Consider the following 24,159-nt stretch of genomic DNA (forward strand, 5'->3'; position numbering starts at 1 on the left):
ATAATTTTCAGTATATAGTAATACACTAACTGATAATAAAGAATTAATAGAGACAATAATAATGGCTAATTACGTTTACTATCATAATCCTAGGTGTACAAAAAGCAGACAGGGCTTAGCTTTCTTAACTGAAAATAATATTCAAGTAGACATCAAAGAGTACCTAAGGGTTCCCTTTGAGACGAATGAAATTTCAAACCTGTTGCAAGCATTAGGTTTTCAGAGTGCAATTAACATGGTACGAATCAAAGAATCGGAATTTACAGAGTCAGGATTGACAAAAACGTCATCTAATAGTGACATTATTAATGCAATAACGTTATTTCCAAAACTATTAGAGCGTCCTATTCTCACTAACGGCGAACATGCAGCTATTGGTCGTCCACTAGAAAACATCCAAAAATTAGTCGGACTCTAACTAACGATATAAAAGGGAAATAATGAACAGTGAATTATGCCAAGTACTCGTGCTGTACTACAGCAAACACGGGTTAACAAAAAAATTAGCTGATTCAATAGTAAAGGGGATCGAGTCTGAGGGTGTTGAGGCTTTGTTGAGAACGGTAGCCGATGTTAGCAACAATATCGATGCCAAGGTTTCAGCGGTTCCGGCAAGTGGCGCACCTTACGTTACATTAGAGGAGCTCGCCAATTGCGATGGATTAGCACTTGGCAGCCCAACTCACTTTGGCAATATGTCTGGCGCAATGAAATTCTTTTGGGATACAACCTCCGGATTATGGCTAAAAGGCAGTTTGATCGATAAACCCGCCTGCACATTTACATCTAGTTCAAGTTTGCATGGTGGTCAGGAGACAACACTAATTAGTATGATGATGCCCTTAATTCATCATGGCATGGTTTACATTGGTGTTCCCTATTCTGTTGCAGAGTTGCATAAAACGACTTCAGGCGGCACGCCTTATGGCGCTTCTGCAGTTGCGTTAGTTAATAAAACAAAACTAAGTCACGAAGAGCAAGAGATAGCCATTGCCCAGGGCAAGCGTCTTGCCACTATTGCTAAAAAGTTAAAGATGAATTCAGGAATTTAATATGAGCAAAACTACAATAACCGTTCCGATGACCAAGCTTGTTAAAACAATGAGATACCTCGCTTTGTGCTCTCATGTTGGGCTAATTGGGTGGATGATTACCTGGTATTTCTTTTTGCCAATGACAGCTGATTACTCAGTTGGTTTTATAATTCTTATCTACATTGTGCCTTTGTTACTGCCGTTGCCTGGAATTATCAAAGGCTTGCCATACACCCACGCTTGGGCTAGTTTTATTGTGTTGTTTTATTTTTTACATTCGATTACGGTTATCTATGCTGAACCTACACAAATAATCTATGCAAGCATCGAATTGGTTCTCGCAATTGGCATGTTTGCAGGATGTAGTAGCTTCGCGCGCTTACGCGGCCAAGAATTAGGCACTGGTTTACCCAAGCTAAAAAGCGTAATGGATGACGAAAAAAAACTATATGAGGGCAAGCCAAATGAGTGATCAATATATGGTTAACAAACGTGTTTCTACTTTAGTCACGATTTTTTGTTGTTCATTTTATTTAACGGCATGCGGTGGTTCTTCAAATGACGGCCAAACCAACGGTCGTGCAGAGTTGCCTCCGGCAGTGATCACTGAAAGCGTAGGTACGCTTGAGCCCATTATGACCTTTGGTAATATTGATCTATTTGGTGATAGTGAATTTATCACCAATGGTTCATATGGTTTTGCTCTTACCACCAATGATAATAGTCAAATAACAGCGGTCAATTGGCAGCAATTGAGCGGTCCAGAATTAATAGTATTGGCAACTAATTCTCAAACCATCGGTTTTGATGCGCTGCAAGCAGGTAATTATACTTTACAAGCTGACGTCACTACCAATACTGGAATTCAGCAAATTACGCACCAGTTTGCAGTGCAACAAAGTGACTTAACCGTGGCTAACCTGCGGCTCGATCATACGGTAACAGAACGAGGCAAAGTGTCACTTCGCGTCGACTCATTCAACAATAATATAAGTACCGCCGCCATTATCTGGAAACAGGTGGCAGGCCCAGCGGTTTTAGAGCTGCAAACTGAAGAGAATAGAGCGTTTTTTATTGCACCCGCGGTAGAAAGCGATCAGATTGTTCAAATTGAAACCACAGTCACATTCGCAGATGGCAGCACCTCAATTGATAAAAGCATCGTTACGATTAATGATACACAGATAATTGATACTGCTTATTTCCCAAACAGTAATATTATTACCAGTGATGATGTATTTTCTTTTAAGGCTGACTCGGCGTATAAAACTGCGATTGAATCGTGCATATATACTAACTCGCTAAATAGCACTTGCACTTTTGGCACCCTACCCCTTATTGGTCAACAGTTTAACGATCCAACGATTGCCGACATCCTTGATAGAACGCTGGTATCACATGATTGGATGGGACAACGATTTACGCAGTATCTCGAGCAATCTGCAGCGGGCCCGGATATGTTAAAACTATTACGGGGCGTTACCGCGGTTGTTATTTCTTATGATGTGCGTCCTTCGTTTTATTGGGCTGCCACTGGCGCGATTTATTTAGATGCTCGAAACTTTTGGGTAATACCAGAAGAAAGAGACACACTAAATGAAGTACCCGACTTTAGAAGTGGATTTGGTAGTGATTTACAATTTAGAGTATTGTGGCGTTATATTAAGGATAACGCTCCTTATATGCCCGGTGCCAATTTCTCTTCTACAGCCAGAGACACCAGAACATTTGATGCATTGGAAGCCGATATTTCTTGGTTGATGTACCACGAATTGGGTCATGCCAATGACTTTTTCCCCCATGATGTTTGGGCGGACTTGTCAAACTCAGACGATCCACTTAGCTTTTTTAGAAACAATGGTACAAACTCCGACCTAATGATTAATAGCTTCCCGCTCAACTCGGCGCAAATGAAAGGATTAGCGCAAGTTAGTTTTGCAGGTGAAACAGCGAATGCGACACAAAAGACCTATGTTGCCAGCGATATTGAAGCATTTTTCACGCCCGACATAGCCTCTTCTTATTATTCATATTTAAATGAAAGGGAAGACTTTGCAACATTATTTGAGCGGTTCATGATGCAGTATAGATTGAACGCGTCCGCTGATATTGGTATCGTAAATACGCAAAACAATGCTAATTTTTTAGTTACATGGGGGCAAAGAGACCGTTTCAATCACTCTACTATTCAGGAAAGGACGCGATTCACTGTAGAAAAGATCCTACCTGATCTTGGGGACATAGCCGCATTACAAGCCGAACTGCCGACCTCCACACAATTGCGTTCAAACGTGAGTTGGTTTGATAATGTTGATTTACGTGAAAACGTGCAAGGCCAGAATGCAATTCAAGTCCCCTATCGGTTGGAGACAACATCGATTATTGATGAAACCAATAGACACATTGGAAAGCCAACATTACGGAACTAAGACTCACTACAAGTTAAGTGCTTGCTTAATGAAGGGGATCGTAAGCTTGCGCTTCGCTTGTAAAGATTTTTTGTCTAATTCATCGACAATTAACATCAGATTACTAAGTTCTCTATCGACCCTTGTGAGTAGAAACTTGATACAGTCATCGCTGGCTTCTAATCCTCGGTGCTCTATTCTAAATTGAATAATATGGCAAAGCGATTCATCTGAACGTGATGCAAGCTGAAAAACAGCACCCCATGTAAGTCGTGAAACTAAATCAGGTAACTGAAAGCCAACAACTAAGGGAGAGGCATTCGCAGCCATAATGAGCCTAGGTTGATGACTTCGTTCTAAGGCTTGGTTAATTAAATCAAATAGGGTTCTTTCCCAAGTTTGGTGGCCAGCAATTTCATGTAAATTATCAATACATATAACATCATAATCAGCAATATCACTGATAACTTCGCTTGGCATTTCCTTCAACTCAAGCATATTGAGATAGACGGTTTGCAGCCCATTCAGCGTGGCTTGATGGCAACAGGCAAATAACAAGTGTGACTTACCAACTCCCGAAGCCCCAAATAAATAACACAAAGATTTGTTGCTGTTATTGCCACGCTCACAAAACGTCTTCAAGTACGAAGCAGCAAATTCATTGTCAACTTCAAGGAAAGAATCGAAGGTTTCATCATCTGGCAGTGAAACTGGTAGACTTAACTGCAAGCCTATTTACCCCGCCATTCATAGTCGATAGCAACGGCAGAATCTAGGCGCTGATATTCGGGTTCTCGTAGATTTTGCTCAAGCTTTAAAATTGTTTTTAAGCGTTCAAGAGGCACATTGGATGCCAATATAAAACTCGCCACATCTTTTGATTGAGCACTCAATTCCACTGTTTGGGTCACTGTTAGTGACGATAATATTTCTAACACTTTTCTGTATTTGATGAGTGTGTTTACGTTAGCAATATTCAAGCTCAACGAATAAATTTGACCGCTTTCGCTGGCCTCTATTGAATACAGATTGGCTAAATATGTTGCGTACTCATTTACAAACTCAGCAATCAGAACAGCAATATCATCGCCAACGATCTTATTCGTTTCAATCGTTTGGCCGTTTGTTATAAAATAAGAAAGTTGCAGTGTTTCACGGGCACTAAAATCATCAAATACAACACCGACTCTTGCTCCAATTACATAGTTCGTGCCATAACGAGTTGACTTATTAAATATAGATGAAGAAAACAAGCCCCAAACATCCAGAACAGTGATATTCATTGAATCCGTTAAATCACCAATTGGCATTAGCAATTCAACACCTCTGTCATATGTAGCTTGTCGGATAGTGTCTAAGTATATGCTAGTGCTAGATTGCGTAATAAGTGTTTTGTTTTTGCTAACATCATCTTCAATCGCTAACCAAAATAAGCCAGATGGCCTGCGTTTACCCCAAACGTTAAGACTTTCGGAACGCAACAAATTGACCACTTTTTGTTCATTAAACTCTGCTTGGTATAGCAGTTTATCACCATCTTGAATAAATGTGCTTGCGACCAAATATTGTTCAAAATTTGTCACAGAGCGCTTTACTTGAAGGTTTTCAAGCGCCGCAACGTCACCACTTAACTTGACAACAACCTGTTGAAATGCACGTTTGCCCGCTATCTTTTGTGTAAAACTTGATTGATCAGTGACAATAATTTGTCCTTTATTCAAGTGATCAATGGGCGTGCTGTGGCAACGCATTGATGTAACCAAGCATAAAGTAAATACGATGATGGCAAGTAATTTATTCAAAACTAGTGAATCCTTAAAGCGTTCTGACGCTATTGTCAGATATTTTGACCTTTTTTGCATCCGATATTTATTCTTAGTCGTTTTTTATACCTTTTCGTTCATTGAGCTGTTAAAATTCTGCCTTCAAAATTTTCGGAGCAAAGCGCGTGACTGAGCAAACAAAACCCCTAAGTTATAAAGATGCCGGTGTAGATATTGATGCAGGGAATCAATTAGTTGAAAGAATCAAGTCTGTAAGCAAGAAAACGCATCGTCCAGAAGTGAAAAGCGGTTTAGGTGGCTTTGGTGCTTTGTGCTCTATCCCTACAAAATATAAGCACCCCCTTTTAGTTTCAGGTACCGATGGCGTTGGCACTAAACTGCGCTTAGCAATGGACCAAAATAAACATGATGGCATTGGTATTGACCTCGTTGCAATGTGCGTTAATGACCTTATTGTTCAAGGCGCGGAGCCACTCTTCTTCCTAGATTATTATGCAACTGGTAAGTTGGATGTTGATACCGCGGCAACAGTGGTCACCGGAATTGGAGAAGGTTGCCTTTTAGCTGGCTGTGCCTTAATTGGTGGCGAGACAGCTGAGATGCCTGGTATGTATGACGGTGAAGATTACGACGTCGCTGGATTTTGTGTTGGCGTGGTTGAAGCAGAAAACGTTATCGATGGTTCCAAAGTTGCTGCCGGTAATAAATTGATAGCATTAGCATCGTCTGGACCTCACTCTAATGGTTATTCATTAATACGTAAAATCATTGAAGTCAGTAAGATGGATTTAAATACTGATTTGGACGGTAAGACAGTCAGCGAACATTTACTTGAACCAACCAGAATTTACGTTAAATCAGTTTTAGCTATTTTAGAAAAATACAATGTCAACGCAATATCGCATATAACGGGTGGCGGATTCTGGGAAAACATACCGCGAGTATTGCCAGCAGACATGCAAGCAGTGGTTAATGGAAAAAGTTGGCAGTGGCCGCAAATATTTACTCTTTTGCAAAGCAAAGGAAACGTTACAACTCACGAAATGTATCGCACCTTTAACTGCGGTGTTGGCTTGATGTTGGCTGTCGAGTCACAGGATGCAGAGATAATCACAAAAGCTTTTAACGACTTGGGGGAAAAGGCATGGGTTATTGGTGAGATCCATGTGCTAACTGCAGGTCAGGAACAAGTGGTAATAAACTCATAATGGTTAGTAGTCAAAAGCGTATAGTGATACTCGTATCGGGCAATGGTTCGAATGCACAGGCTATCATCGATGCTTGTGCAAAAAAGGCCATTAATGGTTCAGTCGTAAAATTAATATCCAATGTGCAAAGTGCCCATGCATTAACAATAGCGGCAAAATCAAATATTCCATCGACCTGTATTGATCATAAAACATTTCAGGATAGGGATTCTTTTGATATGTCATTGGCACAAGCAATTGACGCGGCGCAGCCTGATATTATTGTATTAGCCGGATTTATGCGTATCCTTAGTCACGCATTTGTTGCTAAGTATTTAGGAAAATTATTGAACATTCACCCCTCTTTGTTGCCCAAATACACAGGTTTGGGAACGCACCAACGTGCAATAGACAACGAAGACAGTGAACATGGGACCTCTGTGCATTTTGTGACTCCAGAATTAGACGGTGGTCCTGTTGTTTTGCAGGCGAAGGTTCCTGTGTTCGAAGATGACACCGCTGATGATCTAGCGTTGCGTGTATTAGTACAAGAACACAAAATTTATCCACTCGTGGTTAATTGGTTGTGTAACGAGAGAATAGCGCTAAGCAATAAAAAAGCGTTTTTTGATGGACAGGAATTACCGGAGTGTGGATATGCAAGTGACTAAAATGTTGAAGGGAATTAGCGTTGTTGCATTTGCACTGTTCTGCAGTGGCAGTTTAGCAAAAGATGTTATCGAATTACCTTCTCCTTTTGTCGCTTATTATGAAGCCTATCGTCATGACAGAAACATCGGCAACGCTGAACTTAGTTTAAAGTCTACCAGCGGTGACCTCTACGAACTCAAATATTCTTCGAAGGTGTCACGCTTCTTTTTGTCTGATAGACGCTATGAAACAACCACTTTTTCTTTTGTCGATGGTAAGATCACGCCCATCACTTACAATTTCAAGCGCAGGGGAACCGGTCCAAACAAGTCCTTAAACGCTAAGTTCGACGCCAAAACGCAAACCATCATCCTACAAGAACAAGACAACTTAAAGTGGGATGGCGAATTTGATAACCAATTGTTTCGCATTGATATATCAAGGCAATTAGCACAAAACAAAACACACTTTGAATACAAGTTTCTGAACTACCGCGGTCAAAAGCGGATTTACAAAATCGAAGTGCTTGAAAAAGAAATCTTAACGCTTCCGTATGGCAACATAGAAGCAATAAAGGTAACAGTAAACCGCGAGAGCAGCAAAAGGCAAACCTATGCTTGGTTTGCCCCCACCCTTGATTATGTCTTAGTGCGCCTGCAACAATTCAAAGATGATGAAGAGCAAGGTGATATTCGCTTAAAAACATACCATAAAAATTAGTTCATTTTTACTGTATACTACGCGTATGGCATTTAGGATATACATCCTTTTAAACGCTAAATCACTTGATCTTTGACTCATCAAGTAATACCGTTAACACTCTGGTCAGACCTGCGGGAGCATACATGAACGAATTATTATGGTTACTTATATTACTCGGTGTTTATGGTGTTACAGCCTATAAACAAACATCTTCACAAACAACACTTATCGCTATTAGCGTTGCAATGGTCATTGGTACCGTTGCCGGCGGCATAGGAGTCATCGGCTGGATTTTATTTGCCATTGTCGTCATACCTCTCGCCTATGCGCCGTTTCGCAAAGATTTCATCAGCACAAAGCTATTGGCATTTTATAAAAGTGTCATGCCTGAAATGTCAACCACGGAACAAGAAGCAATTGATGCTGGCACGGTCTGGTGGGACGGCGATATATTTAGCGGTAAACCAGATTGGCAGAAATTTCACGCCATCTCACAGCCACGACTTACCCCTGATGAACAGGCATTTATAGATGGCCCATGTGAAGTGGTCAGTCGTATGGCTGATGAATGGCAAATAAATCATGTCGACGCCGATATGTCGGACGAGATTTGGCAATACCTAAAAGACAATAAATTTTTTGCCATGATTATTAAGAAAGAGTATGGCGGTTTGGCTTTCTCTGCTTATGCGCAATCAAGAGTGTTGCAGAAATTGGCAGGCGTCAGCGCGGTATTGTCCAGCACCGTTGGTGTACCAAACTCTCTGGGCCCTGGTGAATTACTCCAACATTATGGTACAAAAGAACAACAAGATTATTATTTGCCACGATTAGCGGTTGGTGATGAAATTCCGTGTTTTGCACTCACTGGTCCAGAGGCTGGCTCCGATGCGGGTTCTATTCCTGACTTTGGTATTGTTTGCAAAGGCGAGTTTGAAGGCAAAGAAATGCTAGGCATGCGCCTGACCTTCTCAAAACGCTATATCACCTTAGCCCCCGTTGCTACCGTGATCGGTTTGGCATTTAAACTACAGGATCCAGATGGATTGCTTGGTGAGACCAAAGATTTAGGCATTACTTGTGCGTTAATTCCACGCGAAACAAAAGGCTTAGATTGCGGTCGCCGTCACTTCCCACTGAATGTACCATTCCATAATGGTCCTGTTCGTGGAGAAAATATTTTTGTGCCACTGAGCTACATTATTGGTGGTCAAAGTATGGCTGGCAAAGGTTGGCGCATGCTGATGGAATGCTTATCAGTGGGTCGTTGTATTACGTTGCCATCATCTGCAGCAGGCGGCGCGAAATCACTTGCTTTAGCAACCGGTGCTTATTCTCGAATTCGTCGTCAATTCCGCATGCCCATAGGGCAAATGGAAGGTGTTGAAGAAATGTTAGGACGCATTGGTGGCAACGCTTATTTAATGGACGCCGTTACCTCTTTATCAACTGCCGGTGTCGATTTAGGTCATAAGCCCTCAGTTATTTCTGCTATTTGTAAGTACCATTTGACCGAAAGAATGCGTCAAGTAGTTAACGACTCCATGGACGTGCATGGCGGTAAGGGGATTTGTTTAGGTCCAAACAACTATTTAGGTAGAGCGTATCAAGGTGTTCCCATCTCTATTACCGTTGAAGGTGCCAACATCCTAACCAGAAACATGATGATTTTTGGTCAAGGTGCAATGCGTTGCCATCCCTATGTGTTAAAAGAAATCTATGCATCGCAAATGAAAGATCAGGAGGAACAGCTAGAAGCGTTTGATGACGCTGTGTTTGGTCACATTCGTTTTGCTGTTAGTAATACGTTCCGTTCAATTTGGTTTAGCCTAACCGGCGGTCGCTTCAGTTCAGCACCATTTAAGGACGAAACTGCAAAATACTACAGAAGCATGCAAGGCTACAGCGCAAACTTAGCATTATTAACAGATGTTTCGATGGGTGTATTAGGTGGTTCACTAAAAAGGAGAGAAAGATTATCAGCTCGCCTTGGTGATATTTTAAGTTATTTGTATCTCGGTTCCGCGGTAATGAAGCGTTTTGACGAGCAAGGTCGTAATCATGACGATTTACCTTTCGTACATTGGGCAATGCAAGATTGTTTATCGAAGTTAGAGGAATCGCTTGATAATTTCTTGAGAAACTTCCCTAACCCAGTTATCGGTATCGCAATGCGCGTATTGGTGCTGCCATTTGGGAAACGTTATAGTGCGCCCTCTGACAAACTTGAACATAAAATTGCACACATTTTGCAACATCCAAATTCAACCAGAGACAGATTAGGCCACGGTCAATATCTAACTCAAGAAGATGGTAATTTGCTAGGTGACCTAGAAAAAACATTAATCAATATTGTTAAATGCGAACCTATCTTTGACAAGATATGCAAGAAACTAGGTGAGAAGTTACCGATGACTAATCTTGATTCGCTTGCTGAACGAGCACTAAAAGAAGGTATCATTACTAGTGATGAGGCGGAATTAATGAAAGAAACTGAAGCGGGTAGATTAAGAACCATTAATGTCGATGATTTTGACAACCAGGAGTTATTGATGTCGACTAGTAAGAATGTAAAAAAGCCTGCAACAAAGCGAAAGACGACGAAGTCATCCGAAGCTGCCTAGGCAGTTAGTGAGGTGAATAAGTAGTTAAAGGACCTAAATCAATCTTAGGTCCTTTTTTTATGCTTTTAAAAACCGTTGATTGTGGCCATTTAACTGAATTTGCTTTATTTGTTTTAGGCTCAAATTAACTGTATTACTAGCAATACTATATTCATGTTTAATATCTATGTTAGATATGCCTGGGTCATCAGTATTCAAACTGACGGATAAGCCACTTTCCAGAAATGTTTTTATAGGATGGTTTTTAGTATCAATCCACGCACCCGTTTGGTAGTTGGAAGTTAGGCAACTCTCAATACCAATGTCGTTTGTAAGCATAAAATCAACTAGTTTTCGATCCTGTGCAACTGCAACTCCGTGCCCTACTCTCTTCGCGCCAAGTAAATTAATAGCGTCCCATACACTTTGCGGCCCAGCAGATTCCCCCGCATGCACGGTAACTTGAAGACCCGCGTTCTTAGCTAACTTGAAATGCTCAACAAACAAATGAGCGGGGTAGTTAAACTCGTCTCCGGCCAAGTCCAGTGCAATAATATTGTCCGCATAGGCCAAAATAGAAGCGAGTTCGCGGTGGCATGCTTCGACCCCAAACGTACGGCTAAGAATACCGATTAATTGATATTGGGTTTTATGCTCAGCATTACCCGCTTTTACACCCTCAACGACTGCCTCAACCACCGCATTTAATGGTAGACCAAAAGCGTTAGCCATAAAAAAAGGGGAAAACCGAAATTCGGCATAATCGAGACCCTCACTTTTTGCCATAAATACATTTTCATAAGCGACTTTATAGCAAGCTTCAGTAGTTGCTAAAACCGAGACGCCATAATCCAATTTCTGTAAAAAAGACAATAAACCACTGGTCTTGTCGTTTATAAAAACAAGCTCAGCCAACTCAGATTCAGACGTCGCAGGTAACTCAATTGAATACTCATGAGCGAGTTGCCAAATAAGTTTAGGAGGGATGTTACCATCAAGATGACGGTGTAAATCAACTAAGGGCAAGCTCTTATCGTACACTTTTTAGCCTCAATTAATTTATTGTGAAAAAATATCGATTACTCAAACCGGCTTAATCTAGCTGCAATTTTTCTACCGCCAGCACTATTTGTGTTCTAGTTTTTACCTCTAACTTCTTAAAAATAACGCCTATATGGGCCTTAATTGTCGCTTCTGTCACGTTAAGTTTATCAGCAATTTGTTTATTCATTAAGCCATCTTTTAATAGTTTCAAAACTTGGAACTGTTTGGGCGTAAGTTCTTTTAATTTTACGGCGATATCTTTAGCCTCGCTGTCAATCTCTAGTAATGCAGTCTGCATTCCTAATGGCAACCACTTTTCACCTTTTAAAATAGCTAGTATTGCGTCTTTAATCATCGGCGTGGCTGTCGTTTTGGGAATAAAGCCATCTGCACCAAAGGCCATGACCTGCGAGATAGTTTCTACCGAATCACTGGCAGAAAGCACCAAAATAGGAATCATTGGGAATACTTCCTTTACACGAAGTAAACCATAAAAATTATCACAGCCAGGCATATTCAAATCTAAAATAATAATAGAAATTTTACGATTTTTACGCAAAACCTCAATAGTTGAAATAAGCGAGTCTGATTCTAAAAAGGTGACATCTGGGAAACAGCTTGATAATGCCCCTTTTAGAGCATCACGAAACAAAGGATGGTCATCTGCAATCAAAAACTTGTGCATGGTTGTAATCAGCCTATTTATTTATGATTATTTTTTAGTAACGGTGATTTTTATATACTTCGCTACGCCTTAACGTTTATATTATCAGAGCAAGGTACAACATCCCATAGCTTTATTGCTGCCAATCTAAATATAAGTTTCAAAAATAATGTCAGAATACGAAAAAAAAACATCATCCGATACGATATACCAAAATGCACAAAATAAAGTAGATGATTTCAGCTTCAATCGACAAGTAGTTGATGTTTTCCCCGACATGATTGAAAGATCAATACCAGGTTATGCGAATATTATTGATGGGATTGGCAGACTAGCAGCCAAATTTACTATTCCTCGATCCAATGTTTACGACTTAGGTTGTTCTCTTGGCGCTGTTAGCCTATCAATTGCAAAGCATAATCAACAACACGATATACAAATTATTGGCGTTGATAACAGCTCTGCAATGGTTGAACGTTGTCAACGGCATGTCGATTCTTATACCTATGCTAACCCTATTCACATCAAAGAAGCCGATATAGTCGACTTCCACCTAAACAACGCCTCAGTCATTGTAATGAACTTTACCCTACAATTTATTGAACCTAAGCGCAGAGATGCTTTAATGGCAAAGATATTTGATGCACTCATTCCCGGTGGTGTTCTAATCTTATCTGAAAAAATAAAACTAGGACATGAAGTCATGGATTCTGCTGTAATCGATATGCACCATGATTTTAAAAGAGAGAATGGTTATAGTGACTTGGAGATAAGTCAGAAACGCACCGCGCTTGAAAATGTTATGATCCTTGATGAATATTCGTTACACGAAAAAAGACTATTAAAAACAGGCTTTAAAGCTGTTAGTATTTGGTATCAACAACTTAACTTCGTTTCATTTTTTGCCATTAAAGGACAGTAATATGAATTGGAAATCCGCTTTATATTCCGATTTAATCAACACAGATTTGGAGAACTGGATTGCGACTCTTATTCCTCAACTAGAACGTTGGGAGAGCACCTCGAATCATGGAGATACAAAAAAGTGGCAAAAACAATTGTTACAACTACCTTGCATTAGCCCTGCTGAAATTGAGTTAAAGACGCAAGTTTGTTTAACGCAAGATGGCACGCTTGGAAACGGGCAACTGGCGCATATCGAATCAGTGTTAAAACAGTTTATGCCGTGGCGAAAAGGTCCGTTCCAGCTCTTTGGTATTGATATTGATACTGAATGGCGCTCGGATTGGAAATGGGACCGTGTTTTACCTCACATTGCATCGTTAGCAAACAAAACAGTACTTGATGTTGGGTGTGGCAGTGGTTATCACCTGTTTAGAATGTTAGGTGAAGATGCAAAGCTAGTTATTGGAATTGATCCCACCGATCTTTTTTTCTATCAATTTCAGATTTTTAAAAAATATTTACCACAACACAAGGTACATTTTGTTCCACAGGGCATCGAAGATATGCCTCAATTAAATGCGTTTGATACGGTTTTTTCTATGGGGGTAATGTATCACCGTCGTGATCCAATTGAATTTTTATATCAGTTGAAAAATCAATTAGCTAGTGGCGGTCAATTGATCCTAGAAACCATCATTATTGATGGCGATGAAACCTCGGTTTTAATGCCGGGTGAACGTTATGCACAGATGCGCAATGTCTGGTTCTTGCCCAGTTGTGATGCATTAACGCAATGGCTTTCAAGAGTCGGGTTTGTGGATATTAAAAAAGTGGAGGAAAACACAACTTCCATCGAAGAACAAAGGGCAACTCAATGGATGACAAATCATTCATTGGTTGATTTTTTAGATCCCCATAACCCGTCACTTACGATAGAGGGTTACCCTGCTCCGAAACGAGCCGTTTTTATTGCAACAAAAAAATAACCAAAATATAGTAATAAGTGAGCCCAAATAACAAAACCAAATCTCCTCTCAAAATAGGTAAAATTACCGACACAATCAAGATATAGAAAACATCTTTATTTGATTACAATAGTTTTTGATTGCAATAGTTTTTGATTGGCATAGTCTTTGAATAGAGGGTCAGTATATGGGTGCCCGTCGGCTATCTTTTTAATGCCAGTAAGTGGCTATCAAGATAATATCTGACTGCTCATTGTTATCAACGCAATGCGCTTTACTATTTGCTATATAAGGCTTTAATGCAAGAATTAACAACATTGATTGAACAATACATTGTTAAAGAAAAGCTTCCAATGGCCTATCTGGATGATGCACTAAGGTGGTTCAAGCCATTGTGCGATTCAATTCAATTGCACCAAAATGAATCAGTTAGTGCGCCAAATGCCAAAAGTAGTCCTTACTTCATTGGGGTTAATGGTTGTCAGGGCTCGGGTAAGTCTACGCTGAGTGGTTTAATGAGTTATTTGTTTAATCAGTATTACGGAAAAAGCTCCATTGTTTTGTCTCTCGATGATTTCTATTATACCAAAGCACAACGCTTAACTTTGTCGCAAACTGTACATCCGCTGCTAGCAACAAGAGGTGTACCTGGAACGCATGATACTGAATTGATGTCTGCAGTTTTTCATTCATTAGCGCAAGGTAACGCTACCAATATTCCCACTTTTGACAAATCAATTGATGACCGCGCAGCGACTAATGAATGGCAAAAGATAGAATCACCCGTCGATATTGTCATCATGGAAGGTTGGTGCTGGGGAACACCGGCGCAAGAAAGCGACGCATTAACGCAAGCAGTTAATGAACTTGAAAATAAGTATGATCACGACGGTACTTGGCGCCATTATGTCAATTTTACGCTAACCGCAACTTACACACCGCTCTATGCGTACATGAATTTTTGGGTGTTTTTAAAAGCCCCAAGTTTTAATGCTGTCTATGCGTGGCGGCGAGAACAAGAAGAAAAGTTAAAACTGCGTGTTGGTAATGCATCGCATATAATGAGTGAGGCAGATATTCTTACATTTATTCAACATTATCAGAGGCTAACTGAACATACTTTATGTACACTGGGCGAGTACGCTGATTTTATATTCGAGTTAGATAATGAAAGAAATATTACGAAAAGTAGACACAATGCAAAGTGAATTAATAAAAAAATACAACCGACAAGTCCTGATTTTTACAGACCTCGACGGCACACTCCTTGACCACTATAGCTATGAACACGAAGATGCCAAGGTGTGTATGGAAAGGCTCATGGGCCATGGAATTCCAATTATTCCAAATACCAGCAAAACCTTTGCTGAGCTTTTGGAACTGCGCAAAAGATTAAATTTAGATGGTCCTTTTATCGTTGAAAATGGTGCTGCTATTTTCATTAATAAAAATTTCTTACCAGAAAAACCCAAAGGCGCAGTTTGGCAAGATGGTTTTTGGGTAAAATCATTTAGTTCAAAACGCAATTACTGGTTAGGTCTGATTAAAAAAGTTGCTCCTGAATATGGACATCTCTTTGAATCATTTGTGGATATGACGATTGCACGAATTGTTGAGTTGACCGGCCTTACAGACGAAGATGCCGTGCTTTCATCGCAACGTCAATTTGGTGAGCCGTTGCTGTGGAAAGGCAGCGAGGACGAGTTGGATAAATTCATCCTCATGTTGCGTCGGATTGGTGCGCATCCAGTCAAAGGTGGGCGTTTTTTGCACATTGGTGGTGATTGCAACAAAGGTATTGCGTTGGCTTGGTTACTCAGAGAATATCAGCGTCAACACAAGGGTGTTACAATCAGCACGATTGCTTTGGGTGATGGTAAAAACGACGTTTCGATGTTAGAGATCGCCGATACCGCAGTCAGAATTGCGTCTCCCGTGCATGAGCCCCCCGAGTTAGAACGAAGCCTCAAATTATATACTAGCAATAAACTGGGTCCAAAAGGTTGGACAGAAATACTGGATCAGCTTATCCCTGAATCAGTATTTTTTAGTCCAAGCAAAAATACTGATAAAACAACTTAAGGAGCTACATGTGGCTGATTTTTATCAAAATGGCATTGTAACCACGTTACACAACTTAGAAGATCGTTCGATTGAAGATTTGGAAGCCGAGTTAAGTGGGTTTTCTAAGCAACGCCCATTAGGATTAATCCTTCCTTCATTATTTTCCGAATTAGAAGGGCAAGCGCTCCCAGCCACAATAGAACACATTAAAAAAGTCCCCTATCTGTCTGAAATAGTTATTGGTCTTGATCGTGCTAACTTAGAAGAGTACAAATATGCCCTCAACTTTTTCTCTACGCTGCCTCAACATCATCGAATTTTGTGGAATGACGGACCGAGGCTAAAGGCACTCGACGCAGAATTACAAGAACTCGGCTTGGCACCAAAGGAATTAGGGAAAGGCAGAAATGTGTGGTACTGCATGGGCTATATACTTGCATCAGGAAAGGTGGAAAGTGTCGCTTTACATGATTGTGATATTTTAACCTATGACCGTTCTTTGCTTGCAAGACTTATTTACCCAGTTGCAAATCCACAATTTAACTATGAATTTTGCAAAGGGTTTTACGCACGAGTTGCTAACGGAAAAATAAATGGTCGGGTCTCACGATTATTAGTTACGCCTCTTTTGCGAGCGCTTAAGATGACCTTAGGGCACAATGATTACTTAGAATTTATGGATAGTTTTCGTTACCCATTGGCAGGCGAGTTTTCATTTAGACGAGACGTTCTCAATGACATTAGAATTCCAAGTGATTGGGGCTTAGAAATTGGCGTTTTATCTGAAATGCATAGAAATTATTCGCATAACAGGCTATGCCAAGCTGATATTGCAAAAACATATGATCATAAACACCAAGACCTGTCATTAAATAATGAGCAAGGTGGTTTATCTAAAATGTCGATTGATATCACTAAAGCCTTATTTAGAAAATTAGCAACGCAAGGCACCACGTTTAGTACCGAAACATTTAGAACCATCAAAGCAACGTATTTTAGAATTGCCTTAGATTTTATTGAGACCTATCACAATGATGCTGTTATGAATGGTTTGAAACTAGATATTCATAATGAGGAGAAAGCGGTGGAAATGTTCGCTCATAACATTATGAAAGCTGGCCAAAGCTTTTTAGAAAACCCCATGGAAACTCCCTTTATTCCAAGTTGGAACCGTGTCGTCAGTGCCAAACCAGATGTTTTAGAATGCCTCAAAAAGGCTGTAGAAGACGATTTTCAAGAATTTAGCCAAGGATAATAAAATGGCAGAGCACTTTCTTCAATTTACGGCAAAACTTAAGCACCATTTAGAAGTTATTTACCAAGATATCTTGAGCCCTGCTGAAATAGCATTACTGGTAACCAAATTACAGATGAGTATCGGAGTTACGAGTAAGGAAGATTGCCACTACCCAACGCCGCATAAAAACCGTTGGAATGAGTCAGACCTTATTATGATTACCTATGGTGATAGCATTGTAGAAAATACCAAAGGTATTGATTTTGGCTTTAGTCAAAAACCATTAAAAACACTTTTACGCTTTATCAATGAATACTTTGCCTCGATTATTAGCCACGTGCATATACTACCCTATTTTCCGTATAGTTCCGATGATGGTTTTTCTATTATTGATTACTCGATAGTGAATGAAAGTTTAGGTGACTGGGAAGATATAGAAGCTATTTCAACACAATATGGACTCATGACAGACGTCGTTATTAACCATTGCTCTGCACGAAGTCAATGGTTTGAAAATTTCGGCAAACAAGAAGGAATTGGCAGTGATTACTTTTTTACAGCCTCACCCACTGATGATGTCAGCATGGTTGTTAGACCGAGAACATCAGAGCTGTTAAAAGAAGTTGATACCCCAAAAGGTACAAAGCACGTATGGTGCACATTCAGTCATGATCAGGTGGATTTTGATTTTAGAAATCCAAATGTTTTGATTGCCTTTGTTGACATTATTCGTTTGTATTTAGATAAAGGGACAACCGTATTTCGTTTGGACGCAATCGCATTTTTGTGGAAAGTTAGCGGTAGCCCAAGTATTAATTTGTTGGAAACACACGAAGTTGTTCGCCTGTTAAGAACACTGATTGAGCATACCGCACCAGAAACTATTATTATTACCGAGACCAACATTCCAAATAGAGAGAACCTGACTTATTTCGGTAATGCCAACGAAGCTCATGCCATTTATAACTTCTCATTGCCGCCATTACTTATAAATACACTGGTAACGGGTGATTGTAGCTATCTGAAAAGTTGGATGATGAGCATGCCGCCAGCACAAAATGGCACAACATACTTCAATTTCATAGCCTCTCATGATGGTGTTGGTTTGCGTCCTGCTGAAGGTTTGTTGAATGATAAAGAGATCACTGATTTTGCAAATTGCATGCAACGTTTTGGTGGTAAAGTTTCTTGGAGAAAAACAGAGAATGGTCAGCAAAAGCCATATGAAATGAATATTGCTTTAATCGACGCACTCAAGGGAACAACAAAAGGACTAGACCAATATCAACTACCGCGCTTTCTTTGCGCTCATGCAATGATGCTTGGGCTCGAAGGTATTCCTGGGATCTATATTCATTCATTATTGGGCACGCCGAATGATGAAGATAAAATAAGAAACACAGGTCAAAATCGTTCTATCAATCGTCATCGTTGGGATTTGGAAGAGCTGATGACAAAGTTAGATGACCAACAAAGCACACATGCTAAGGTGTTATTTGGTTTATCTATGTTGATCAGAATTCGACGTTCTCAGCCTGCATTTCACCCAAATGCAACCCAATTTACACTACAACTGGGCACCGGCATATTCGGCTATTGGAGGCAGAGTATCGATCGCCAGCAAAGTATATTTTGTTTGTCGAATATCACGGATGAAACCCAAGAGGTAAGATTATCAGATATTAACCTGATTGAAAATAATTTGTGGCACGACTTAATCGCAAAACAGCCAATAAACCATGCTATTGAACAACTCTGTTTTGCGCCTTACCAAACAATGTGGATTTCAAACAAAGCCGGAGGTTAAGTCCTTTGGTTTGCATCAGTAAACTGACAATTGTCTGAATAATTCACATACAAAGAACCTACTCGTAGGTTCTTTTGCGTTTCACGTCAATTGTGTCTATGTAGCCATGCCAGCTTGCATAACCTATAATTGGCATAATAACTAGAAAAGCAACAAAGAAAGTAATAAAACCGATGAATACCGATAGCAGAATGATAGATGCCCAAAAGAACATAGCCCTCTTGTTCAACCAGACTGCATTCATACTAGTTAGTACTGCTGTTGCTAAGTCGACTCGTCTTTCCATCAATATTGGTTGTGTGAATGCGGTTATAAAGAAAACGAATACGGTTAACGCTGCACCAACTAGCGTACCTATAATCAAAAACGTGGCTAGACTCAGTAAGGTGTATGCTTGATTCTCAGGATAGAAGGCGTGAATAAGAGATGCAATGCGCAGCCAAAAAATCATTAACACCATAAGTAAAACAGCAAAACCCCATTCGTTTACGGCATTTCTGGACATTGCTTTTAAGGAGTGCCTAAAGGAAGGTTCATTTTTCTTCCCCAATTGCCATGAAACGTCATACAGGCCGGCTGCCAAGAAGGGGCCAATCAACATGAAACAGACCATCGCTGGAAATATGATCATGTACCAACCGGTTAAATCTATCAAATAGTACATAGACCAAGGAATAAGCGTAAAAATGACGCCATAGGTTAAACTGATGGCAGGTGCCCGTTTGAAATCATTCAAAGCAAGGGCTAACCATTTTATTGAATCAAACACTGCTAGTGTTTTACAAGGTATAACCCGAGCGAAACCACTATCCTTGATCCCGGTCTCCGGCATTTTTTCTAACTGCTGAGACATAACATCTCCTATTAGGCGTAAATAATTAACTCATTGTGGAGTATAAGTTTTTGTGGATATTGAACATAAACTTCAATAGCTGCACTTTATACTAATCCAGAAACTGAATAAGTTCAAAAACTAATCAACGAAAACTAACATTAGCTTCATGCCAATTGATATTGGTTAAGAAAAGTGCAGAAAGTGCTTCATTTAATTCATTAAAACTTGTGATTTTGGATTTTTCCCCTGTCAGCATTTCTAATACGAATTGATGACAGTTGTTATTAATCAAATGATATTCGCGCAACCCATACAGATTATCAATACATCGCTGCGCTACTTCTTCACCAGCTAAGGGTCTAAATGTTTCATCACAAGCAACATATATCTTTTTGCCACTTCTATTGTCCAAAAATCGATCTGGAGACACTGAACGAATTAACCCTTTTCCACTCAACTCAAAAATATTGCCATTTACCCACACCCCTGTGTGGTCAAGCACCCCATAAATGCCACAGGTAATAATAGCGCCATTTCTTGGGACAACACGTTTTGACGATTCACCCGGCAACTTACCAACAGTATTAGTACTTCTCAAATAAGCGTCAGTTGCCTTGTTTGAAGCGTATAATCCCAAACAAGCAGCACCTAACCATAATAAGGGAGCAGGCATAAAAATCTCCAAATTAGCCGTAAAACAACAGCTTGACCTAATCATACGTTAAGAGTTGATAATTTGAGCAATAATAAATGTGACAAAACTTGTCATCGCCCCTTAACAGGAAGCCTCAGCTGTATTATTCTTAGCGACAATCACCTATCTAGTGTTAAGACCAATAATTAATGTCAAAAATCAATCGCTCGAATAAATTAGCTAATGTCTACTACGATATCCGCGGGCCTGTATTAGAACAAGCAAACAAAATGGAAGAAGCTGGAGAGCGGATCTTAAAACTAAACATAGGCAATCCCGCCCCGTTTGGTTTTGAAGCACCTGACGATATTTTAAAAGACGTTATCTATCAACTCCCTAGTGCACAAGGCTACACAGACTCCCAAGGCATATACAGTGCGCGCGTAGCAGTAATGCAGTATTACCAGCAAATGGGCATCAAAAATATTCAGGTGAAGGATATATACTTAGGTAACGGGGTAAGCGAATTAATAATGCTATCAATGCAAGCGTTACTCAACGATGGTGATGAAGTATTATTACCTGCACCAGATTATCCTCTTTGGACAGCGGCGGTGAATTTATCATCTGGTACTGCAGTGCATTATCGATGCGATGAGCAAGCCGATTGGTTTCCCGATCTCGATGACATTGAATCAAAAATTACAAAAAGAACCAAAGCCATTGTATTAATCAATCCAAATAATCCGACAGGTGCGGTCTATAGTGTTGCGTTATTAAATCAGGTTGCGGATTTAGCCCGTAAACATGACCTGATCATATTTAGTGACGAGATTTACGACAAAATACTTTACGACAATGCAAAGCACACATGTATCGCTTCGCTTGCACCGGATTTATTTTGTGTCACTTTTAGTGGTTTAAGCAAAAACTATCGGGTTGCCGGTTTCAGAGCAGGCTGGATGTTGGTAAGCGGAAACAAGCAATCTGCAAAAAGCTATATTGAAGGCTTAACCATTCTTTCTTCTATGCGCATGTGCGCCAATGTTCCTTGTCAGCATGCAATTCAGACCGCACTAGGTGGCTATCAAAGTATCAATGATTTGGTTTCTGGCGATGGACGTTTGTTATCACAACGAAATCTAGCATTCGAAGGCCTTAATGATATTGATGGTATTTCGTGTGTAAAACCAATGGGGGCTATGTATTGTTTTGCTAAAGTAGATAGCAAGAAGTTTAATATCTCTAATGATGTCAATATGGTGCTCGACTTACTCAATAAAGAAAAAATCTTGTTGGTTCATGGCAGCGCGTTTAACCTGCAGGAAGGGTGCTATTTTAGATTGGTGTTTCTTCCCCACAAAGATCAGTTATCGCCAGCTCTGTTGCAAATGAAACGCTTTTTTAATGGTTATCAGCAGTCGCATTTATAAAAAGCGCTTATAATTAGCGCTTATAATTAGCGCTTATAATTAGCGCTTATAAAGAGCGCTTATAAAGAGCCTTTAGTATTGACTGTATGACGTTCATTACTGTCAATTACCTAAATCGATGCATAATACGCACTCAATAATACATATTAACAATCGCGCACAACGCGACAAGGAAACCGAAAAAAATGAATAGCGCATTTTTAGCATGGATTTTACGTATGCCGTTAATAAAACGATGGGCATTAATGCATGCAGTTAAAAATGAAAATGTTGCAGAGCATAGTCATCAAGTCGCGGTTATTGCTCATCTCCTTGCTGTTATTAGAAATACCTACTTCAAAGGCACAATAAATGCAGAAAAAGCGGCCACTATTGCCTTATATCACGAAGTGTCGGAGACCAAATTACAGGATATTAATCACGTTACAAAATATCACAATCCAGATCTGACTCGCGAATTCAAAAAAATTGAAGAAATGGCAGAATTAGAATGTTTAAAAACCTTACCCATTGAGCTACAGCCAGTTTTCAAGCCCTTATTAGTGCAAAAGGAAGTTGACCCCGAATATAAAACACTAGTAAAGGCTGCCGACCTTATTTCAGCGTATTTAAAAGCGTGTGATGAACTACGCTTTCAGAATTCAGAATTTTCACATGTAAAAACCAGACTTGAAAAAATGCTTCTGGAATATAGGAATACGATGCCTGAAGTTGACTATTTCCTGACCATTTTTCAGGAAAAGTGTTTTGTCAGCGTCGATCAACTTGCAGAGTAGTGGCCAACTCGAGCTAATTTCCAATAAGCAAAATTTAGGGGCAATATGACGCATAGCAACGAATGGACAAAACGAAGACTTACACGACTAGAAAAACGCGACGGTGATCACCGCAATGCTTATCAACGCGACAAAGCCCGTATTATGCATTCAGCTGCGTTTAGGCGTCTGCAAGCTAAAACGCAAGTACTTGGTATTGGTATTAGTGACTTCTACAGGACACGACTAACCCACTCTTTAGAAGCAGCCCAAATAGGCACCGGTATTGCTGCCCAGTTAACCAAAAAACAACCTGAGCTTGCATATCAGTTAGGCCTTGATGAGCACCTTATTGAGAGTTTATGTTTAGCGCATGATATTGGTCACCCTCCTTTCGGCCACGGTGGCGAAATCGCTCTGCATTATATGATGCATGAACATGGCGGGTTTGAAGGTAATGGACAAACATTTCGTATTCTTACTAAGTTAGAAACATATAGCCCCGCCGATGGAATGAACTTGGCACGACGTTCGCTGCTTGGCTTAATCAAATACCCTAATTATATTGACGTTCTAACTAACCATAGCTTGGAAACTGACAAACCGAAATCACACCGCTTAGTAAAATCAAAACAATGGCATCCACCCAAAGGATTGTACTTGTGCGACAAAAAAGCATTTGATTGGGTGATCGCTCCATTTTGTAAAAACGACCAAGAACGCCTCAGAGAGTTTTTAGTTAGCGACGATGGACACGCTAGAACACGCTATAAATCGATTGACTGCTCAATTATGGAATTAGCTGATGATATTGCGTATGCAATTCATGATCTGGAAGACGCTATTGTCATGTCAATGGTTACGCGTGACTCATTTGAAGTTGAAATAGTTAAGCCTATTAAAACCCTCGAAATCCCTTGGTTATCAAGCGAAATTGATATTTTGACTACCAATTTGTTCAGTGCTGCGCCGTATCAAAGAAAAAATGCGATTGGCGCTTTGGTCAATTGCTTTATTACTGCTATTAGTATTCAAAAACAAGACTTATTTGAATCAGAACTGATTGATTTCAACGCTTGTTTTGCAAAAAATTATCAAATTGCGCTCGGCCTCTTCAAGTCCTTTGTGTTTAATTACGTTATTCGGAAACCAGAACTTCAGCTTTTAGAGTACAAGGGTCAACAGATAGTAATGGCATTATTTGAAGCATTCAGTTCCGAGCCTGAAAGATTGCTACCAACTAATACTGCACAACGTTGGATCGAAGCTGATACCGACAATGCGAAGCACAGAGTATTGGCTGACTATATTTCGGGGATGACCGATGAGTACGCAACTCGGTTATATAACCATCTATTTTTGCCAAAATCGGGGGCCGTTTTAGACTCATTAACGCCTTAGCTGAAATATAATCGGCTCACAGTAGGTCATATAATCCAAGTCGTC

The 24,159-nt window shown here is 40.0% G+C and carries 23 protein-coding genes; 17 read left to right on the plus strand and 6 right to left on the minus strand.

What is annotated here, in order from left to right:
* The first annotated feature begins 61 nt into the window (after nucleotides 1-61).
* Genes arsC through CXF81_RS19435 form a run of 4 tightly spaced genes read left to right on the plus strand, consistent with a single transcriptional unit; the run spans nucleotide 62 to nucleotide 3,463 of the window.
* A complete protein-coding gene (gene arsC, locus CXF81_RS19420; protein WP_101183040.1) occupies nucleotides 62-418 on the plus strand; it encodes an arsenate reductase (glutaredoxin) in 357 nt (118 codons plus the stop codon).
* A gap of 22 nt (nucleotides 419-440) precedes the next feature.
* Nucleotides 441-1,052, plus strand: a complete 612-nt coding sequence (wrbA, locus tag CXF81_RS19425) for an NAD(P)H:quinone oxidoreductase (RefSeq protein WP_101183041.1) — start codon at nucleotides 441-443, stop codon at nucleotides 1,050-1,052.
* 1 nt (nucleotide 1,053) lies between these two features.
* Nucleotides 1,054-1,506, plus strand: a complete 453-nt coding sequence (locus tag CXF81_RS19430; protein ID WP_101183042.1) for a DUF2069 domain-containing protein — start codon at nucleotides 1,054-1,056, stop codon at nucleotides 1,504-1,506.
* Nucleotides 1,499-3,463 carry a hypothetical protein gene (locus tag CXF81_RS19435; protein ID WP_101183043.1) on the plus strand — a complete coding sequence of 655 codons (1,965 nt, stop codon included), beginning with the start codon at nucleotides 1,499-1,501 and terminating at the stop codon, nucleotides 3,461-3,463. Before CXF81_RS19430 ends, CXF81_RS19435 begins: the two co-directional genes overlap by 8 nt.
* Before the next feature lie 6 nt (nucleotides 3,464-3,469).
* Here CXF81_RS19435 and hda read toward each other — a convergent pair whose 3' ends face one another.
* The gene (gene hda / locus CXF81_RS19440) at nucleotides 3,470-4,171 is read right to left on the minus strand and encodes a DnaA regulatory inactivator Hda (protein WP_101183044.1); all 702 of its coding nucleotides are present in this window, start codon (nucleotides 4,169-4,171) and stop codon (nucleotides 3,470-3,472) included.
* Between the two features lie 2 nt (nucleotides 4,172-4,173).
* Entirely contained in the window at nucleotides 4,174-5,244 is a 1,071-nt protein-coding gene (locus CXF81_RS19445; RefSeq protein WP_232772001.1) for a DUF2066 domain-containing protein, read from the minus strand.
* Nucleotides 5,245-5,390: 146 nt separating this feature from the next.
* Here CXF81_RS19445 and purM point away from each other — a divergent pair, with 146 nt between their 5' ends.
* The 4 genes from purM (at nucleotide 5,391) to fadE (ending at nucleotide 10,390) form a co-directional block, all read left to right on the plus strand.
* Nucleotides 5,391-6,434: a phosphoribosylformylglycinamidine cyclo-ligase gene (gene purM / locus CXF81_RS19450; RefSeq protein ID WP_101183046.1), complete on the plus strand. Its 1,044-nt coding sequence runs from the start codon at nucleotides 5,391-5,393 to the stop codon at nucleotides 6,432-6,434.
* Nucleotides 6,434-7,084: a phosphoribosylglycinamide formyltransferase gene (purN, locus tag CXF81_RS19455; RefSeq protein ID WP_101183047.1), complete on the plus strand. Its 651-nt coding sequence runs from the start codon at nucleotides 6,434-6,436 to the stop codon at nucleotides 7,082-7,084. Before purM ends, purN begins: the two co-directional genes overlap by 1 nt.
* Entirely contained in the window at nucleotides 7,071-7,784 is a 714-nt protein-coding gene (locus CXF81_RS19460) for a DUF3108 domain-containing protein (protein ID WP_232772002.1), read from the plus strand. Before purN ends, CXF81_RS19460 begins: the two co-directional genes overlap by 14 nt.
* Before the next feature lie 125 nt (nucleotides 7,785-7,909).
* Complete coding sequence (fadE, locus tag CXF81_RS19465) at nucleotides 7,910-10,390, plus strand: acyl-CoA dehydrogenase FadE (RefSeq protein WP_101183049.1); 2,481 nt, start codon at nucleotides 7,910-7,912, stop codon at nucleotides 10,388-10,390.
* A gap of 57 nt (nucleotides 10,391-10,447) precedes the next feature.
* On the opposite strand, the gene add is transcribed toward fadE, so the two are convergent.
* Nucleotides 10,448-11,410: an adenosine deaminase gene (add, locus tag CXF81_RS19470; RefSeq protein ID WP_198556434.1), complete on the minus strand. Its 963-nt coding sequence runs from the start codon at nucleotides 11,408-11,410 to the stop codon at nucleotides 10,448-10,450.
* Nucleotides 11,411-11,462: 52 nt separating this feature from the next.
* On the minus strand, nucleotides 11,463-12,098 hold the full coding sequence (locus CXF81_RS19475; protein ID WP_101183050.1) for a response regulator transcription factor: 636 nt from the start codon (nucleotides 12,096-12,098) through the stop codon (nucleotides 11,463-11,465).
* 148 nt (nucleotides 12,099-12,246) lie between these two features.
* Between CXF81_RS19475 and cmoA the strand changes: the two genes are divergently transcribed.
* The 6 genes from cmoA (at nucleotide 12,247) to CXF81_RS19505 (ending at nucleotide 19,056) form a co-directional block, all read left to right on the plus strand.
* The gene (gene cmoA / locus CXF81_RS19480; protein ID WP_101183051.1) at nucleotides 12,247-12,999 is read left to right on the plus strand and encodes a carboxy-S-adenosyl-L-methionine synthase CmoA; all 753 of its coding nucleotides are present in this window, start codon (nucleotides 12,247-12,249) and stop codon (nucleotides 12,997-12,999) included.
* Nucleotide 13,000: 1 nt separating this feature from the next.
* Nucleotides 13,001-13,969: a tRNA 5-methoxyuridine(34)/uridine 5-oxyacetic acid(34) synthase CmoB gene (gene cmoB / locus CXF81_RS19485; protein ID WP_101183052.1), complete on the plus strand. Its 969-nt coding sequence runs from the start codon at nucleotides 13,001-13,003 to the stop codon at nucleotides 13,967-13,969.
* Nucleotides 13,970-14,247: 278 nt separating this feature from the next.
* Nucleotides 14,248-15,156, plus strand: a complete 909-nt coding sequence (locus tag CXF81_RS19490; protein ID WP_101183053.1) for a hypothetical protein — start codon at nucleotides 14,248-14,250, stop codon at nucleotides 15,154-15,156.
* The gene (locus CXF81_RS19495) at nucleotides 15,116-16,030 is read left to right on the plus strand and encodes an HAD-IIB family hydrolase (protein ID WP_369828732.1); all 915 of its coding nucleotides are present in this window, start codon (nucleotides 15,116-15,118) and stop codon (nucleotides 16,028-16,030) included. Before CXF81_RS19490 ends, CXF81_RS19495 begins: the two co-directional genes overlap by 41 nt.
* 10 nt (nucleotides 16,031-16,040) lie before the next feature.
* On the plus strand, nucleotides 16,041-17,267 hold the full coding sequence (locus CXF81_RS19500; protein WP_101183055.1) for a glycosyl transferase: 1,227 nt from the start codon (nucleotides 16,041-16,043) through the stop codon (nucleotides 17,265-17,267).
* A 4-nt stretch (nucleotides 17,268-17,271) separates the two neighbouring features.
* The gene (locus CXF81_RS19505) at nucleotides 17,272-19,056 is read left to right on the plus strand and encodes a sugar phosphorylase (RefSeq protein ID WP_101183056.1); all 1,785 of its coding nucleotides are present in this window, start codon (nucleotides 17,272-17,274) and stop codon (nucleotides 19,054-19,056) included.
* Nucleotides 19,057-19,114: 58 nt separating this feature from the next.
* Here CXF81_RS19505 and CXF81_RS19510 read toward each other — a convergent pair whose 3' ends face one another.
* Nucleotides 19,115-19,909: a DUF2189 domain-containing protein gene (locus CXF81_RS19510; protein ID WP_101183057.1), complete on the minus strand. Its 795-nt coding sequence runs from the start codon at nucleotides 19,907-19,909 to the stop codon at nucleotides 19,115-19,117.
* Nucleotides 19,910-20,033: 124 nt separating this feature from the next.
* A complete protein-coding gene (locus CXF81_RS19515; protein ID WP_101183058.1) occupies nucleotides 20,034-20,564 on the minus strand; it encodes a lecithin retinol acyltransferase family protein in 531 nt (176 codons plus the stop codon).
* A 170-nt stretch (nucleotides 20,565-20,734) separates the two neighbouring features.
* On the opposite strand from CXF81_RS19515, the gene CXF81_RS19520 reads away from it, so the two are divergent.
* From CXF81_RS19520 to CXF81_RS19530, 3 genes are all read left to right on the plus strand, one after another.
* Nucleotides 20,735-21,958 (plus strand): pyridoxal phosphate-dependent aminotransferase, encoded by a 1,224-nt coding sequence (locus CXF81_RS19520; RefSeq protein ID WP_101183059.1) that lies wholly within the window; start codon nucleotides 20,735-20,737, stop codon nucleotides 21,956-21,958.
* A gap of 185 nt (nucleotides 21,959-22,143) precedes the next feature.
* The gene (gene yfbR / locus CXF81_RS19525) at nucleotides 22,144-22,734 is read left to right on the plus strand and encodes a 5'-deoxynucleotidase (protein WP_101183060.1); all 591 of its coding nucleotides are present in this window, start codon (nucleotides 22,144-22,146) and stop codon (nucleotides 22,732-22,734) included.
* Nucleotides 22,735-22,779: 45 nt separating this feature from the next.
* Nucleotides 22,780-24,114 carry an anti-phage deoxyguanosine triphosphatase gene (locus CXF81_RS19530; RefSeq protein ID WP_101183061.1) on the plus strand — a complete coding sequence of 445 codons (1,335 nt, stop codon included), beginning with the start codon at nucleotides 22,780-22,782 and terminating at the stop codon, nucleotides 24,112-24,114.
* Nucleotides 24,115-24,159 lie beyond the last annotated feature (45 nt).

The organism is Glaciecola sp. 33A (assembly GCF_002836745.1).
Classification (GTDB): domain Bacteria; phylum Pseudomonadota; class Gammaproteobacteria; order Enterobacterales; family Alteromonadaceae; genus Glaciecola.

Excerpts from the sequence above, each read along its gene's own strand:
- arsC (WP_101183040.1), top strand. The coding sequence starts at position 62 with ATGGCTAATTACGTTTACTATCATAATCCTAGGTGTACAAAAAGCAGA.
- wrbA (WP_101183041.1), top strand. The coding sequence starts at position 441 with ATGAACAGTGAATTATGCCAAGTACTCGTGCTGTACTACAGCAAACAC.
- CXF81_RS19430 (WP_101183042.1), top strand. The coding sequence starts at position 1,054 with ATGAGCAAAACTACAATAACCGTTCCGATGACCAAGCTTGTTAAAACA.
- CXF81_RS19435 (WP_101183043.1), top strand. The coding sequence starts at position 1,499 with ATGAGTGATCAATATATGGTTAACAAACGTGTTTCTACTTTAGTCACG.
- purN (WP_101183047.1), top strand. The coding sequence starts at position 6,434 with ATGGTTAGTAGTCAAAAGCGTATAGTGATACTCGTATCGGGCAATGGT.
- CXF81_RS19460 (WP_232772002.1), top strand. The coding sequence starts at position 7,071 with ATGCAAGTGACTAAAATGTTGAAGGGAATTAGCGTTGTTGCATTTGCA.
- fadE (WP_101183049.1), top strand. The coding sequence starts at position 7,910 with ATGAACGAATTATTATGGTTACTTATATTACTCGGTGTTTATGGTGTT.
- CXF81_RS19475 (WP_101183050.1), bottom strand. The coding sequence starts at position 12,098 with ATGCACAAGTTTTTGATTGCAGATGACCATCCTTTGTTTCGTGATGCT.
- cmoA (WP_101183051.1), top strand. The coding sequence starts at position 12,247 with ATGTCAGAATACGAAAAAAAAACATCATCCGATACGATATACCAAAAT.
- cmoB (WP_101183052.1), top strand. The coding sequence starts at position 13,001 with ATGAATTGGAAATCCGCTTTATATTCCGATTTAATCAACACAGATTTG.
- CXF81_RS19490 (WP_101183053.1), top strand. The coding sequence starts at position 14,248 with ATGCAAGAATTAACAACATTGATTGAACAATACATTGTTAAAGAAAAG.
- CXF81_RS19495 (WP_369828732.1), top strand. The coding sequence starts at position 15,116 with ATGAAAGAAATATTACGAAAAGTAGACACAATGCAAAGTGAATTAATA.
- CXF81_RS19505 (WP_101183056.1), top strand. The coding sequence starts at position 17,272 with ATGGCAGAGCACTTTCTTCAATTTACGGCAAAACTTAAGCACCATTTA.
- CXF81_RS19510 (WP_101183057.1), bottom strand. The coding sequence starts at position 19,909 with ATGTCTCAGCAGTTAGAAAAAATGCCGGAGACCGGGATCAAGGATAGT.
- CXF81_RS19515 (WP_101183058.1), bottom strand. The coding sequence starts at position 20,564 with ATGCCTGCTCCCTTATTATGGTTAGGTGCTGCTTGTTTGGGATTATAC.
- CXF81_RS19520 (WP_101183059.1), top strand. The coding sequence starts at position 20,735 with ATGTCAAAAATCAATCGCTCGAATAAATTAGCTAATGTCTACTACGAT.
- yfbR (WP_101183060.1), top strand. The coding sequence starts at position 22,144 with ATGAATAGCGCATTTTTAGCATGGATTTTACGTATGCCGTTAATAAAA.
- CXF81_RS19530 (WP_101183061.1), top strand. The coding sequence starts at position 22,780 with ATGACGCATAGCAACGAATGGACAAAACGAAGACTTACACGACTAGAA.